At 67.4% G+C, this 14694-nt stretch carries 9 protein-coding genes; 2 read left to right on the forward strand and 7 right to left on the reverse strand.

The features are described from left to right. Nucleotides 1-117: 117 nt before the first annotated feature. The 5 genes from azu to adh form a co-directional block, all read right to left on the reverse strand. On the reverse strand, nucleotides 118-513 hold the full coding sequence (azu, locus tag PJ250_RS07510) for an azurin (protein WP_271647961.1): 396 nt from the start codon (nucleotides 511-513) through the stop codon (nucleotides 118-120). Nucleotides 514-788: 275 nt separating this feature from the next. After that, entirely contained in the window at nucleotides 789-1994 is a 1206-nt protein-coding gene (locus tag PJ250_RS07515; RefSeq protein WP_271647962.1) for a c-type cytochrome, read from the reverse strand. A 19-nt stretch (nucleotides 1995-2013) separates the two neighbouring features. Beyond that, on the reverse strand, nucleotides 2014-3732 hold the full coding sequence (locus PJ250_RS07520) for a methanol/ethanol family PQQ-dependent dehydrogenase (protein WP_271647963.1): 1719 nt from the start codon (nucleotides 3730-3732) through the stop codon (nucleotides 2014-2016). Between the two features lie 45 nt (nucleotides 3733-3777). Next, complete coding sequence (locus PJ250_RS07525) at nucleotides 3778-6201, reverse strand: TonB-dependent receptor (protein WP_271647964.1); 2424 nt, start codon at nucleotides 6199-6201, stop codon at nucleotides 3778-3780. 127 nt (nucleotides 6202-6328) lie between these two features. Continuing rightward, on the reverse strand, nucleotides 6329-7858 hold the full coding sequence (adh, locus tag PJ250_RS07530) for an aldehyde dehydrogenase (protein ID WP_271647965.1): 1530 nt from the start codon (nucleotides 7856-7858) through the stop codon (nucleotides 6329-6331). A 243-nt stretch (nucleotides 7859-8101) separates the two neighbouring features. Between adh and PJ250_RS07535 the strand changes: the two genes are divergently transcribed. Next, the gene (locus tag PJ250_RS07535) at nucleotides 8102-10003 is read left to right on the forward strand and encodes a sigma-54-dependent Fis family transcriptional regulator (RefSeq protein WP_271647966.1); all 1902 of its coding nucleotides are present in this window, start codon (nucleotides 8102-8104) and stop codon (nucleotides 10001-10003) included. Between the two features lie 32 nt (nucleotides 10004-10035). Here PJ250_RS07535 and PJ250_RS07540 read toward each other — a convergent pair whose 3' ends face one another. Next, nucleotides 10036-10362, reverse strand: coding sequence for a hypothetical protein (locus PJ250_RS07540; RefSeq protein WP_271647967.1), 327 nt, complete (start codon nucleotides 10360-10362; stop codon nucleotides 10036-10038). A 90-nt stretch (nucleotides 10363-10452) separates the two neighbouring features. Beyond that, on the reverse strand, nucleotides 10453-11472 hold the full coding sequence (locus PJ250_RS07545; RefSeq protein ID WP_271647968.1) for a sugar kinase: 1020 nt from the start codon (nucleotides 11470-11472) through the stop codon (nucleotides 10453-10455). A gap of 304 nt (nucleotides 11473-11776) precedes the next feature. Between PJ250_RS07545 and PJ250_RS07550 the strand changes: the two genes are divergently transcribed. After that, nucleotides 11777-14605: a TonB-dependent receptor gene (locus PJ250_RS07550; protein ID WP_271647969.1), complete on the forward strand. Its 2829-nt coding sequence runs from the start codon at nucleotides 11777-11779 to the stop codon at nucleotides 14603-14605. Nucleotides 14606-14694: the final 89 nt, after the last annotated feature.

Genomic DNA, 14694 nt, shown 5'->3' on the forward strand with positions numbered 1-14694 from the left:
CCCGATGGCCTGGCCGGTGTGCGGCGCCATGCTACGCCCGGCCGCACCACGATGCCGTATGGACCTTGGTGGTATCTCGTCCGTTCCTGGCCGGCCTGACCCCATGCGGACGCGCCGTCAGCCGAAGACGAACGTGCCCTTCATCATCGAGGCGTGCCCGGGAAACGAGCAGAAGAAGACGTAGTCCCCGCCCTTGGTCAGCTTGGCGGTGGAGAAGGTGATCGTGTCCGATTGCCCGCCGCCAATGACCTTGGTGTGGGCGCTGACGCGGTCATCTCCAGCCTTGAGGAAGCCGGCCGCCATGCCGGCCTTGTGGCCATCGGCCTCGATGCCGGCCATGTCGGCGGCAGTGGACAGCACCCAGTCGTGGCCCATGACGTTGGCGGCCAGCTTGCCACCGTGGGTCAGGGTGAGCTTGACCTCGGTGCAGCTGGCATCGACCTCGAGCGCGTGCTTGTCGTAGGTCATCGCGTCGGTGCCGTCGATGGTCAGGGCGGGAAACAGCTTGCGCATGGCGTCGTGCTCCAGGTCCGGGTGGGGAACAAAGAAGACCCACGCCGCACGCATCCCCCGCGGACGCGCACGGCGTGGGGTGGAACGCTAGAAGCGCCGGATGCCGCCTGCCAACGCCCCGGCCATTACTGGGCCGACCTGGCTGTTGTGGCCCACGCGCGCGTGGGTTCGTGGCGGTGATGGGCGCCTGGTGTCGTGCATGTCGCCTTTCTCCTTGGGATGGCACGTCGGTGTGCCGGTCTTGCTGGGACGGCTGTCGCGTTGAGGCGGACGGGCTAGTTGTCCGTACCGCGGTAGACCAGCGGTTCGGTGGACGCCTTGGCGTCATCGAAGGTCAGCGCCTTGCTGCCGGCCGGATAGCCGTTCTCCTGCAGCAGGAAGGCCATGATGTCGGCGTAGACCTGGTGGTCCAGGCTGGCCGGCTGGGTGGCGGGCATGTTCTGCGAGACGATGGTGAAGATGTCGCTGACATGGAAGTTGGCCGCCGGATTGGCGAAGTGCTTGCCCTTGAGCGCCGGACCGGCGCGTCCGGCCAGGGTGTCGCCGTGGCACTGCGCGCAGTTCTCCTGGTAATCCGCCCGGCCTTTGTCGGCCTGCTCCTTGGTGTAGAGCTTGGCGGCCGGCGCAGCCGACATGGCGGTCGTCGCATTGCTGGCCAGCTGCGTGCCCCGTTGCAGCAGCGACAGGGTCATCGCGTTGGCCTTGCCCTCGCCAGCGCGCGCCGGCGTGGCCAGCACCGCGTAGGGATCCAGCAGCTTGCCCAGCGTGCCATCGCCGCTGAGCGTGGCGACACTGGCCTGGAAGGCCTGCGCGGCCGCGGCGTTGGCCGGATCGTAGAGGGCGACCAGGTTCCAGCGCGCATGCGGTTCGTCCAGTTCGGCATAGTCGAATGGCGCAGCGTCCCGGTGCTGGTTCAACCAATCCACCACCGCCGGCCGCCACAGCATGGCCGCGCTGACCTTGTGCTGCTCCAGCGCCTCGATGGCATCTTCGTTGGTCAGGTGCACGTCGGCTTGCAGCTTTGGGTAATCGGCGAAGTACAGGTTGGGCGTGGTCTGGTAGGTCACCGCGACCTGGCTGCCGGCCGGGAGCGTGGACAAGGAGGGCGTGTGTTCGCCCTTGGGCGTGACCAGCACGAAGCCGGTGCGGCCGTAGGCGGCGGTGGCCTTCAGCCCCTCGGGCAAGCCCGAGGCGCTGGCATCGACCGGAAAGCCCATCACCAGCTGGCAGTCCCTGGTGGCCATGACGTTGAACTGCTTCAGGTCGAAGCCTTCGTCATCGCCACTGCCATCGAATGCATGCACCGACAGCGTGGTGTGTTGCTGTTTGGCCACCGCCGCGGCGATGGCCTTGTCCATCGCCATCGTCGGGCTGGAGGTGTCCACGCAGACCGAGACCGCGGCGTGGGCGGCGCCGATGCCGCTGGCGCAGAGCGCCAGCGACACCACGGTGCGCAGGAGGGAGGAGTGCGTGTGTTTCATCTTCCTGGCTCCGGTTCGCTTACAGCGAGAATACGTACAGATGTCCACCCAGCGGGATGTTGCGGACCGCCGGGTCCTTGGCCATCTCACCGCCCCAGATCGGCACGCCGCCGCCCCAGCCGGCCCACACGCCCACGTACTGCTTGCCGTCCACGGTCCAGGTGCTCGGCACGCCCAGCACGCCGGAGGCCATCTTCGGGCTCTTCCACAGGACCTTGCCGGTCTTGGCGTCGAAGGCGTACAGGTAGCCATCGGCGCTGCCGGAGAACAGCAGGCCACCGGCGGTGGACAACATGCCGCCGTTCCACGGCAGCTCGGAGGGGAAGGTCCAGGCCTGCTTGCCGGTGTTCAGGTCGATGGCCTGCACCGAGCCCCAGTGGTTGGGGAAGGCCGGGTCGCGCCTGACCAGGAAGGTCTCGCCCAGGAACGGCAGGCCCGCTTTGTAGCTGACCGCCGCGCCCTTCATGGTCATGCAGGTGTGCAGCGTCGGCACGTAGGCCATGTGCGTGTCGGGGCTGACCGAGATCGGCCACCAGTTCTTGCCGCCCAGGAAGCTGGGGCAGGTGAACACTTCCTTGTCCACGCTCGGGCGCATCGCCGGGTCGGTGACCGGCTTGCCGTCCTTGAAGCCGCTGACCGAGGTGGCCGTGGCGAACTTCTCGGCGTAGATCAGCTCGCCGTTGGTGCGGTCGATCGCATAGAACCAGCCGTTGCGGCTGGCGCTGACGAGGGCCTTGTACTGCTTGCCCTGGTAGGCGAGGTCGGTCAGCACCGTCTCGTTGGTGCCGTCGTAGTCCCAGGTGTCGTTGGGCGTGTACTGGTAGTGCCACTTGATCTTGCCGTCGGCCGGGTTCACCGCGATCACCGAGTCGGTGTACAGGTTGTCGCCCGGCCGCAGCGTGGCCAGCCACGGGCCCGGATTGCCCACGCCCCAGAACAGGGTGTCGGTGTCGGCGTCGTAGCTGCCGGTCAGCCAGGCCGCGCCGCCGCCGGTCTCGGCCGCGCCCTTGGGCCAGGTGTCGCCGCCCGGCTCGCCCGGCAGCGGGATGGTGTGCAGCTTCCACAGTTGCTTGCCGGTCTTGGCGTCCAGCGCCTCGATGAAGCCGCGCGCGCCGTATTCGCCGCCGGACACGCCCACGATCACCTTGCCCTTGACGATCAGCGGCGCCAGGGTCATCGCATAGCCCACGTCCGGGGCGTTGAGCTGCTCGTTCCACACCACCTTGCCGGTTTTGGCGTCCAGGGCGACCACGCGGTTGTCCAGCGTGGCCATGTAGACGTTGTCTCCGTACAGGGCCACGCCCCGGTTGACCACGTCGCAGCAGATGGTCTTCAGGCCGACCTCGGACAGGTCGTGGGCGTACTCCCACAGTTGCTTGCCGGTGCTGGCCTGGAAGGCGATCAGGTGGTTCTTGGGGGTGGTGATGAATAGATAGTCGCCATTGACGATCGGCGGGGCCTCATGGCCCATGTCCAGCGGACTCTTCCAATCCCAGGCGGGCTTGAGCCCGGCCACGTTCCTGGTGTCGATGGTCTTGAACGGGGCATAGCCGCGGCTGGTGTAGTCGCGGCGGTACATCAACCATCCGTTGTCGGACGCGGCGTTCCTCAGGCGCGCATCGGTGACCGGCGCGTAGTCGGCATCGGCCGCATTGGCTACGCCGATGCCGGTGCAGGCCAGCACGGTGGCCACAGCCAGCGCCTTCAGCGCCTGGGTGGTGGGACGATGGACGTTCATGTGTTGCTCTCCTGGGTGATGTGCATGCCTGGGATCAGCGGTTGGTCAGAAGCGGTAGCGGGCCCCCACCCAGCCACCACGCGGGGCGCCGGGCCCCAGGAACCGGGGATCGGAATCCCCGGGGAAGACTTCATCCGGCTCGCCCAACGTGCCGAAGCTGGCGTAGCGCTTGTCGGTCAGGTTTTCGATGCGCGCGCTCAGCTGCAGGCGCGGGGTCACGTCCCACGTCGCATGCAGGCCAAACAACGCGTAGCCGCCGATTGGGGCGAGCTGGTTGGATTCATCGCCCCGCAGATACTGGCTGCTGCGGTACTGGCCATCGGCGCCGATGCGTAGCGCATCGGTGATCGCAAACTCGATGCCGGCCTTGAGCTGGTGCCGCGACAGGCCGGGGATGCGATCACCGCGCTGCACGGTGATCAGGCCGTCGTCGTCGGCTTCCGGGTGGTGGACGGCGTTCTCGGTGAAGCCGTCCTGGTAGGTCGCATCCAGCCAGGTGTAGCTGGCCGACCACGCCAGGCGCTCCTGGGCCAGGCGCCCTTGCGCGGACAGTTCCAGGCCTTGGCGGCGGGTGTCGCCGACATTGGCGAAGAAGCCTTCGTTGGACGTGGCCCCGCCGATGGCCTGGAACAGGATGTCGTCATGGGCGGTGGTGCGGAACACGCCGGCCTGCCACTGCAGGCCCGCGCCGCGGCCGCGCAGCCCGGCTTCCCAGCTCTTGGCCACGACCTGGTTGAGCGGCGGATCGGCGACGAACTGGTTGGGCAGCTTGCACGGCGCGTCCTCGTCCGAGCAGGTCAGCTCGACCGGCGTGGGCGCGCGGGTCGATTCGCTGTAGCTGCCGTAGGCGGTGACTGCATCGCTCATTTTCCAGGCCAAGCCCGCGGCCGGGTTGAGGCGCGAGAACACATGGTTGCCGTTGAGATCCGGGTTCTCGCCGGAGCGGTCGGCGATGCGCGTGCGTGTTTCGTTGTAGCGGGCCGAGACCGTCAGCGCCAAGGCATCGGTGACGTTGAAGGTGTCGGTGGCATACCAGGCGTAGGTGCGCGTGCTGGCGAATACGTCCAGCGCGTCCTCTGGAATTTCCAATCCCGAATCGCGCGAGGTGCTGCGGTCGTCCAGCAGCACGGCCGGCTCGACGATGCTGGAATAGCGCACGTGGCCGCTCAGCCAGTCGCCGCCGACCACCAGCTGGTTGTCGTGGCCGCCCAACGGGCGCGAGAACACCAGCTGCACGTTGCCGCCGTGCGCGCGCTGGCGCCGGTGGCCGATGTTGTTGATGGCATCGTATTCGGAGGAGACCGGATCGCCGTTCTGGTCGGTGACGAACTCCTGCTCGCCGGCCTCGTCTTCCTCCTCGCACAGGAAGTCCTCGTCGTCCTCGCATTCCTCCGCATCGCTGCCGTCGCCGTTGAACGAGCGCGTCTTGACCGTGCGGTCGTAGACCATCGCGCTCAGCACCAGGTCGTCGGCGAAGGTGTAGCTGCCGTGCAGGCTGGCCTGGGTCAGGTCGTTCTCGGTCTGGTCCGGCGCGGTGAAGATGCTTTCGTAATCGCGCCGCAGCGCCTCGATCGACTGCGCGCCGTTGCCGGTCAGGTTGGTCCTGGCCTTGGACAGGTTGAGGTCCAGCGAGGCGCGCTCGCCGCGCCAGCCGACGTTGGCCAGGTAATGCCGCGCATGGGTGGGCGACAGGTCGCGCCAGCCCTGTTCGTAGAGGTTGTCGGCCAGCAGGTAATAGCCCAGCGTGCCGTTGTTGCCACCGCTCTCGACGCTGGCCACTTCGCGCCCGAACGAGCCGGCCTCGTAGGACAGCGCCGTGCCCGGATTGTCGAAGCCGTTCTTGGAGTGCAGCACGATCGCGCCGCCCAGGGTGTTCAGGCCGAACACCGGATTGGCGCCGGTGACCACGTCCAGCCGCTCGATGCCCTGCTGCGGCAGCAGGTCCCAATTAACCGTGTCGCCGAAGATCTCGTTGACCCGGACGCCATCCTGGTAGACCGCGATGCCCTGGGCGATGCCCAGCAGCGGCGAGCCGGTGAAACCGCGGAACTGCACGTCCGGCTGCAGCGGATTGCCCTGCACGCTGTTGAGGCTGATGCCGGGCACGTTGCGGTCCATGGCCTGCGTCAGGTCGACCGAACGCATCCGGTCCAGTTGGTCCGCATCCAGGCCGCGCACCGGGTACGGCGACTTGTCCGCCGGCAGCGTGGCATCGCCGTTGGGCGTCACCCCGACCACGTCGAGCGTGGGCAGGGTGGTGATGCTGGCGGGGGTCTTGTCGGCGGCCAGGGCGGGCATGGTCAGGACACAGGTTCCTAGCAGGGCCAGCGATAGCGCGTTGCACAACGCGCGCCGACACGGCCTGTGAAGGGGGATGAAAGCGGGGACGGAAGACGCATCGCGCGCCATGCCGGTGGCATGGGACGTGCGCGCGCAATACTCCTGCTGCGCGGGGCGGCGGAAGGCCATGTGATGCTCCTGGACAACGGTTGCGGGGAGACCGCGCAGTTGCCAGGCCCGTGACGACCCCACGCCTACGCGGCTGTTGGTCGCACCCCGACGCGGGGAGGAGGCAGTGCGAGCAACAGTCAACCGATCAGAAGAACCCGAGCGCCTTGGGCGAGTAGCTCACCAGCAGATTCTTGGTCTGCTGATAGTGGTCGAGCATCATCTTGTGGTTCTCACGACCGATGCCGGACTGTTTATAGCCGCCAAAGGCCGCGTGTGCCGGATAGGCGTGGTAGCAATTAGTCCAAACCCGGCCGGCCTGGATGGCCCGCCCCATGCGGTACAGACGCGCCGCGTCACGGCTCCACACGCCGGCGCCCAGGCCATAGAGGGTGTCGTTGGCGATGGCCAGGGCCTCGGCCTCGTCCTTGAAGGTGGTCACCGAGACCACCGGCCCGAAGATCTCCTCCTGGAAGATGCGCATCTTGTTGTGGCCCTTGAACACGGTCGGCTTGACGTAGAAGCCGCCTTCCAGGTCGCCGGAGAGTGGGTTGCGCTCGCCGCCGGTGAGCACCTGCGCGCCTTCCTGCTTGCCGATGTCGATGTAGGACAGGATCTTTTCGAGCTGCTCGCCGGAGGCCTGCGCGCCGACCATGGTGTTGGGGTCCAGCGGGTTGCCCTGCTTGATCGCCTCCACCCGGGCGATGACCTTCTCCATGAACTTGTCGTAGATCGATTCCTGGATCAGCGCCCGCGACGGACAGGTGCAGACCTCGCCCTGGTTGAAGGCGAACAGCACGAAGCCTTCCACCGCCTTGTCCAGGAAGTCGTCGTCCTCGCTCATGATGTCGGCGAAGAAGATGTTCGGCGACTTGCCGCCCAGCTCCAGGGTCACCGGGATCAGGTTCTGCGAGGCGTACTGCATGATCAGCCGGCCGGTGGTGGTCTCGCCGGTGAAGGCGATCTTGGCGATGCGCGGGCTGGAGGCCAGCGGCTTGCCCGCTTCCAGGCCAAAGCCGTTGACCACGTTGAGCACGCCTGGCGGCAGCAGGTCACCGATGACTTCCATCAGCACCAGGATCGAGGCCGGGGTCTGCTCGGCGGGCTTCATCACCACGCAGTTGCCGGCGGCCAGGGCCGGGGCCAGCTTCCAGCACGCCATGAGCAGCGGGAAGTTCCACGGGATGATCTGGCCGACCACGCCCAGCGGCTCGTGGAAGTGGTAGGCGATGGTGTCCTTGTCGATCTCGGAGATGCCGCCTTCCTGCGCGCGCACCGCGCCGGCGAAATAGCGGAAGTGGTCCACGCACAGCGGCACGTCGGCGTTGAGCGTCTCGCGGATCGGCTTGCCGTTGTCCCAGGTCTCGGCGTAGGCCAGCAGTTCCAGGTTCTGCTCGATGCGGTCGGCGATCTTGAGCAGGACGTTGGCGCGGTCGGTCGATGAGCTTTCGCCCCAGGCGGTCTTGGCGGCATGGGCGGCGTCGAGCGCGGCCTCGATGTCCTCGGCGTTGGAGCGCGGGATCTGGGTGAACGCCTTGCCGCTGATCGGGGTGATGTTGTCGAAATACTGGCCACTCTTCGGCTCGACCCACGCCCCGCCGATGAAGTTGGCGTAGCGCTTCTTGAAGATGGACTGCGGATCGGTGGACAGGGGCTTGGTGCTGGTCACGGCATTCATCTGCGATCTCCTGCTGCGGGGTGTCGGGTCGTTGCCCGTTCGGTCTCCCCATTAGCGCAAGGGCGATGCCAAAAAGCCGGTGCTGCGGCGCGTCACGGTGTTTTTCCTGCGCGTTCGGGAGCACGCACCTCGCGACTGTTGCGGCGCATCACGCCTGCCCGTTGCACGGACGCCCCGGCTGTGATGTTTATTGGGACGGCGCGCTGTTTCGGTGTCGCAGAATGCGACACCTAAGGAGGGGACGTGGCACACCCGCAATCGCAGTCCGAACGACATCTGGGCCAGGCCCGGCGGGCGTTCTTCGAGCACGGTGGCGCGCCGGTCGGCAAGGTGCCCGACACGATCCTGCGCTCCTGGATGCGCTGCCAGCGCCTGGGCCTGGAGTCGGCGGGTGCGCCGCAGATCGAACCGGTCACCGCCGCGCGCCTGAAGGAAATGCGCGAGCGCCACGAGAAGCTCTGGCGCCTGGCCCGCGCCGAGCTGGAACTGCTGTCTTCCGATGCCGCCGCCACCGGCAGCATCGTGATCCTCACCGACGAGGACGGCTGGATCCTGGATGCTGAGGGCAGCGCCAAGTTCCTGGATCGCGCCGGCCGCGTCGCGCTGATGCCGGGCGCCTGCTGGAACGAAGCCCAGGTGGGCACCAACGCCATTGGCACAGCCATTGTCGAAGGCCGCTCGGTGGTCGTGCATGGCGGCGAGCACTACCTGGTGCCGCACGGCATCCTGAGTTGCTCGGCCTCGCCGATCTACGACCCGTACGGCACCCAGGTCGGCGTGCTGGACATCTCCGGCGACGCCAAGGTCCAGCACATGCACGCGCTGGGCCTGGCGCGGCTGGCGGTGGCCAACATCGAGCATCGCTATTTCGACGACGGCATCCCCGATGCCGAACTGCTGCGCCTGCATCGCGACCCGGCGCTGTTGGGCACCGCGCGCGAGGGCTTGCTGGCGTTCCGCAACGGGCGCCTGGTGGCGGCCAACCAGGCCGGCCTGCAGCTGTTCGGGCTGGAGCGGGGCGAGCTGGGCCGGGCGTCGTATACCGGGCTGTTCGAGGATGCGCCGGGCAAGCTGCGCGACGATGGCGTGCTGCTGGACCGGCAGGGGCGCGCGCTATACGGCCGGGTGGAAGACGGCCAGGCGCGTCCCAAGCGTCCGGCCGCGCGCCCGCCGATCACCGTATCAGCGGCGGCCAACCCACCGCCGGCCGACGCGCCCTTGTTCGACGCCGCGCAGGAAGCCGAACTGGTGCGCGCCTGTCGCGTGCTGGACGCGGGCCTGCCGGTGCTGGTGCAGGGCCAGACCGGGACCGGCAAGGAAGTCTTCGCGCGCGAACTGCATCGACGCTGCGCGCGTGCCGGCAAGCCGTTCGTGGCGGTCAACTGCGCCGCGCTGCCTGAGGGCCTGATCGAGGCCGAGCTGTTCGGTTACGAGGACGGCGCCTTTACCGGCGCGCGCAAGAACGGCAACCCGGGATTGGTGCGCCAGGCCGATGGCGGGGTGCTGTTCCTGGACGAGATCGGCGACATGCCGCTGGCCTTGCAGCCGCGGCTGCTGCGCGTCCTGCAGGAGCGAGAGCTGTCACCACTGGGCGGCGGCAAGCCGATCAAGCTGGATTTCGCCCTGGTCTGCGCGACCCACCGCGAGATGGACAGCGCCATCGCCGAGGGGCGTTTCCGTCCCGATCTGTACTACCGCATCGCGCACCACACCGTCCGCATCCCCTCGTTGGACGCGCATGGCGACCGGGCTGGGCTGGTCCGCGCGCTGTGGCAGCGCCTGGGCCAGGGGCGTCGCCTGACCGATGAAGCCCAGGCCCAGCTGGCCGCCTACAGCTGGCCGGGCAACCTGCGCCAGCTCAGCGCCTGTCTACGCACCCTGGTGGCGTTGAGCGATCCGCAGGACGTGATCGGCATCGAGCTGTTGCCGTCCTATCTGCACGACGCGCGTCCCGCGTTGCCGGGGCCGTCACTGGCCATCGGCGTGCCACCTGGCACCGACCTGGAGAGCCTGACCGAAGCGGCCATGCGCGATGCGCTGGCGCGGTGTCAGGGCAACATCACCCACGCCGCGCGCATGCTGGGCATCAGCCGCAGCACGCTGTACCGCCGCCTGGGACAGGACGTGCGCGACAAGCAGCATTGAGTCGTTGATCGGGCAGCCCGGCTCCCGATCGGTCAGGCGGCGTTCGCTTGCGCCACCCGGCGCCGGAACATGGCATCAAGCAGGGCGCGCATGCGCTCCAAGTCGCGTGCGGCCTTGACCGATGAGGTCTCGTCGGTCGCGTCCATGACCCGCTGGGCGGCATCGGACAGGTCATGCAGCACCGCGGCCGCATGGATATCCAGGAAGATCCGCAGGCTGCGTACGTGGCGCTGCAGGGACTGCTGGAGCGGCAGGTCCGCGCTGCCCGCCTGTTCGGCGATGGCGTCCAGGGTCAGGTCCAGCTGCGAGAGTTCTTCGAACAGCTCATCGGCACTTGGGCGCATTGGGTCGTCTTCCATCGTGGGCCCCCGTCATCCGCCTGAGCGAACGGGGTTTTCGCGATCCTCAGGTCAGGCACGTGAACGCCGGGTTAGGACGCCGGGCGCTGTTCAGCGACGCACGTCCAGCCGGCCTTCGACCATCAGCGCGCGGATCTCGGCCTCGCTGGCCAGGTTGAAGTCCCCCTCGATGGAGTGCTTGAGGCAGCCGGCGGCCAGGCCGAAGGCCAGGGTTTCGGCGTCGGGCAGCGCGCGCAACAGGCCATGCAGGATGCCAGCGGCGAAGGCATCCCCACCGCCGATCCGATCCACCACGCCAGGCAGTTCGCGGGTGGGCGCCTCCAGGCAACCACCGTCGCGGGTCATCAGCATGGCGCCCAGCCCGTGGTGGTCCACGCTGTAGGTGGTGCGCAACGTGCACGCCATGTAGCGCAGATGCGGGAAGGCTTCGAACGCGGCCGCCGCCGCGGCCCGGTTGCGGGCCGGGCCTTCGGCCTGCGCGAAGTCCTGGCTCAGGACCACGGCCATGTCGCGGTGGTCGGCGAACAGCACGTCGGCCTGCTCCATCAACTGGCGCAGGATGCCGGGCGCATCGCCCCCCCAGGCCTCCCACAGCTTGGGCCGGAAGTTGCCGTCGAACGACACCCCCAGGCCCGCCTGACGCGCGGCCCGGGCCGCGTCGAGGGCCGTTTCGGCGACTTGGGGCCCCAATGCGGGGGTGACCCCGGACAGGTGCAGCCAGCGTGCCCCGTCGAGCAGCGCCGGCCAGTCGTAGTCGGCCGGCGTGCCCCGGGCGAAGACGGAATCGGCCCGGTCGTAGACCACCTCGCTGGGCCGCTGCAGGGCGCCGGTGGTCAGAAAGTACAGGCCCATGCGTCCAGGCACCGCCTGGACCGACGCGGTCTGCACCCCGTGCCGGCGCAACTCGCCCAGCGCGGCCTGGCCCAGCGGGTTGTCGGCGACCCGGCCGAGCATGCGCACCGGATGGCCCAGTTGCGCCAGCGACACACCGACATTGGCTTCGGCACCCCCAATGTGGACGTCCAGCTGCGGCGATTGAAGCAAGCGCTGACGCCCTGGTGCGCCCAGGCGCAGCAGCAGCTCGCCGTAGCAGGCGATGGTTCCGGTCATCTCTGGTCTCCTCCCGAAGGCCCTGGCCACCGCGCGGTGGCGCATCTGGTTGCGGACGATAGCCTGCCACAAGCCATGACCATCGGTGTCATTCAGGGCCGCTTTGCCGCGTGGAATGGAGCCCTCAAACACAGAAACAGCGATTTAGGAGGCCAATTCGGTAGCTCATGGTGCGCCGCAAGATGCCTAGTCGTTACGACCCTGTTAGCTTTTTGACCAGCGGTGTCATTTCGCGAAACCACCGGCGTCTGATGCCGGCCTTGCGCAAAAAGATTCGGCTTCATGCGCCCTGGGAGGGGATCTCATGCAACAGACACGTCGTTCACGCCTGCCGGTCACCGTGCTGGCCCTGTCCGTAGGACTGGCCCTCCATGGCACTGGTTGGGCCCAGCAGACCCCGGCCCCGGACGCGGACAGCGCGGTCCAGGCCGCGCCAGCACCCCCGGCCGACGCGCCGGCCCCGCAGGACCCGACCGCAACCTCACAGGATGCGGCGGTCAGCCTGGAGACGGTGACGGTCACCGGCTATCGCGCGAGCCTGGAGAAATCCATGGACATCAAGCGCGCCGAAAAAGGCATGGTCGATGCCATCGTCGCCGAGGACATCGGCAAGTTCCCCGACAACAACCTGGCCGAGTCCCTGCAGCGCATCCCGGGCGTGGTGATCACTCGCGATGCCGGCGAGGGCCGCAACATCTCGGTGCGGGGCCTGGGCCCTGACTTCACCCGTGTGCGGATCAACGGGATGGAGGCGCTGACCACCGTGGGTGCCAGCGACCAGAGCGGCGGGACCAATCGCGGTCGCGGTTTCGACTTCAACGTGTTCGCCTCGGATCTGTTCAGCCAGCTGGTCGTGCGCAAGACCGCCTCGGCCGACGTGGAGGAGGGCTCGCTGGGCGCCACGGTCGACCTGCGAACGGCGCGCGCGTTCGACTACGACGGTTTCACCTTCGCGGCCAATGGCCAGAGCAGCTACAACGCCATGGCCGGGAAGGCCGATCCGCGCGTGGCCGCGCTGATCGCCAATACCTGGGCCGACGGCACCTTCGGCGCGCTGCTGTCGGCGGCCTATTCCGAGCGCAATGTGCTCGAGGAAGGCAGCGGCTCCACGCGTTGGGCCAATGGCACGACCAACAACGGCTACAGCCCGGCGTCGCCGTTTGCCGAGGCCAACAGCGCCTCGGTGTTCAGCCCGCGCATCCCGCGCTACACCCAGATGGAGCACGACCAGAAGCGGCTGGGCATCACCGGTTCGCTGCAGTGGAAGCCGGGCGACAACACCGAGTTCTCGCTGGACGGCCTGTATTCGAAGATCGACGCCAAGCGCTACGAGCACTACATCGAGGCGATCAGCTTCAGCCGCGGCCGCTCGCAGAACGGCAAGCCGGAGATGGTGGTCAACGATGGCTACGTCGATCCGGACAGCGGTGCGCTGCTCTACGGGCAGTTCGACAACGTCGACGTGCGCTCGGAGAATCGCTACGACGAGTGGGACACGGTCTTCAAGCAGCTCAGCCTCAACGGCGAGCACCGCTTCAGCGATACGTTCAATATCACCGGGCAGGTGGGCACGTCCAGCTCCAAGCATCGCAATCCGATCTCGACCACGGTCATCATGGACAAGCTCAATGTCGATGGTTACAGCTACGACTACCGCGACAGCCTGACCTCGCCCAGCTTCGACTACGGCATCGATCCCACCGATGGCAGCGGCTGGACGCTGGCCGAAGTGCGCATGCGGCCGCAGTACGTCAACAACGACTTCGACACCGGCTCGCTGGACTTCGAATGGAACTTCGGCCCCAGCTTCACCCTGAAGGGCGGCGTGCTGGCGAAGAACTATTCGTTCGACACCAAGGAATTCCGACGCAGCTCCGAGTCCTCGGTCCCCAACTTCGCCGACGGCACCAGGCTCATCCCGGAGCAATACACCGAACTGGCGAGCCTGGGTGGCATCAGTGGCGATCCGGGGACCTGGGTGGTGCCCGACCTGGGCGCGATCGCCGATCTGCTCGACATCTACAGCGGCACGGGGACCTGGGCCCTGGCCGAGCGCGCCAGCAACACGCGCAGCGTGGAGGAAAAGGATCGCGGCGGCTGGCTGATGGGCGAGTTCGGCTTCGATATTGGCAACATTCCGTTCTCGGGCAACGTCGGCGTGCGCTACGTCAAGACCAACCAGTCCTCCACCGGCTTTGCCACCGTGGGCAGCGCGTTGGTGCCGACCACGGTCGAGCGCAGCTACGACGACACCTTGCCCTCGTTGAACCTGGTGGCCGAGGTCACCCCGGATTTCCTGATCCGCTTCGGTGCGGCCAAGGTGATGTCACGACCGGGCCTGGGCAGCCTGACCCCGGGCGTGACCGTGAACGTCTCCGGCGGCTCGCGCACGGTCAGTGGCGGCAATCCCAACCTGGATCCGATCCGCGCCAAGACCGCCGACCTGGGCTTCGAGTGGTACTTCCAGGAAGGGGCGATGTTGGGCCTGGCCCTGTTCTACAAGGACATTGAGAGCTTCGTCCAGACCACCCGCACCGTGGCGTCCTACGCCAGCAGCGGGCTGCCGGTGAGCCTGCTCGACGGCACCGGCGCGGCGGCCAGCGACGACTTCGTCTTCAGCGTTCCGCTCAACACGCCGGGCGGCAAGCTCAAGGGCGCCGAGTTCAACTACACCCAGCCGTTCACCTTCCTGCCGGGCAAGTGGGCCAACTTCGGCACCCAGCTCAACTACACCTACGTGGACTCGCAGATCCAGTACGTCACCAGCAGCGGCGCCAATTCGTTCAACACCGACCTGACCGGCTTGTCGAAGAACTCCTACAACGGCACGCTGTTCTATGAAGGCGACAAGATCAGCGGTCGCGTGTCCTACACCCATCGCGATGGCTACCTGACCCAGGTGCCGGCCACCGAGGCAGGCTTCGATGTCCACGGCATGAATGCCTCCAACACGGTCGATGCCAAGCTCACCTACAAGGTCGACGAGAAACTCGACATCAGCATCGAAGGCAGCAACCTGACCAATCAGCCCTACGACGAATGGGTGCAGGTCAGTGGCTCGGGTGCGCGGCTTCCGTTGACCTACGCCGAAACCGGCCGCCAGTACTCCATCGGCGTGCGCTACAAGTTCTGATCCGACCGGAACGCCCAGCCGTGCCATCGCCGCCGTCGCGGCCATGGCGCGGCCGGGTGAGCTGCGTCATGTCCAACCAAGACAGGCAT

It is taken from the genome of Pseudoxanthomonas sp. JBR18, from assembly GCF_028198165.1.
Classification (GTDB): Bacteria; Pseudomonadota; Gammaproteobacteria; order Xanthomonadales; family Xanthomonadaceae; genus Pseudoxanthomonas_A.

Coding starts and splice junctions, on each gene's coding strand:
- PJ250_RS07545 (WP_271647968.1), bottom strand. CDS start 11,472: ATGACCGGAACCATCGCCTGCTACGGCGAGCTGCTGCTGCGCCTGGGC.
- PJ250_RS07550 (WP_271647969.1), top strand. CDS start 11,777: ATGCAACAGACACGTCGTTCACGCCTGCCGGTCACCGTGCTGGCCCTG.
- PJ250_RS07540 (WP_271647967.1), bottom strand. CDS start 10,362: ATGGAAGACGACCCAATGCGCCCAAGTGCCGATGAGCTGTTCGAAGAA.
- PJ250_RS07520 (WP_271647963.1), bottom strand. CDS start 3,732: ATGAACGTCCATCGTCCCACCACCCAGGCGCTGAAGGCGCTGGCTGTG.
- azu (WP_271647961.1), bottom strand. CDS start 513: ATGCGCAAGCTGTTTCCCGCCCTGACCATCGACGGCACCGACGCGATG.
- PJ250_RS07525 (WP_271647964.1), bottom strand. CDS start 6,201: ATGGCCTTCCGCCGCCCCGCGCAGCAGGAGTATTGCGCGCGCACGTCC.
- adh (WP_271647965.1), bottom strand. CDS start 7,858: ATGAATGCCGTGACCAGCACCAAGCCCCTGTCCACCGATCCGCAGTCC.
- PJ250_RS07515 (WP_271647962.1), bottom strand. CDS start 1,994: ATGAAACACACGCACTCCTCCCTCCTGCGCACCGTGGTGTCGCTGGCG.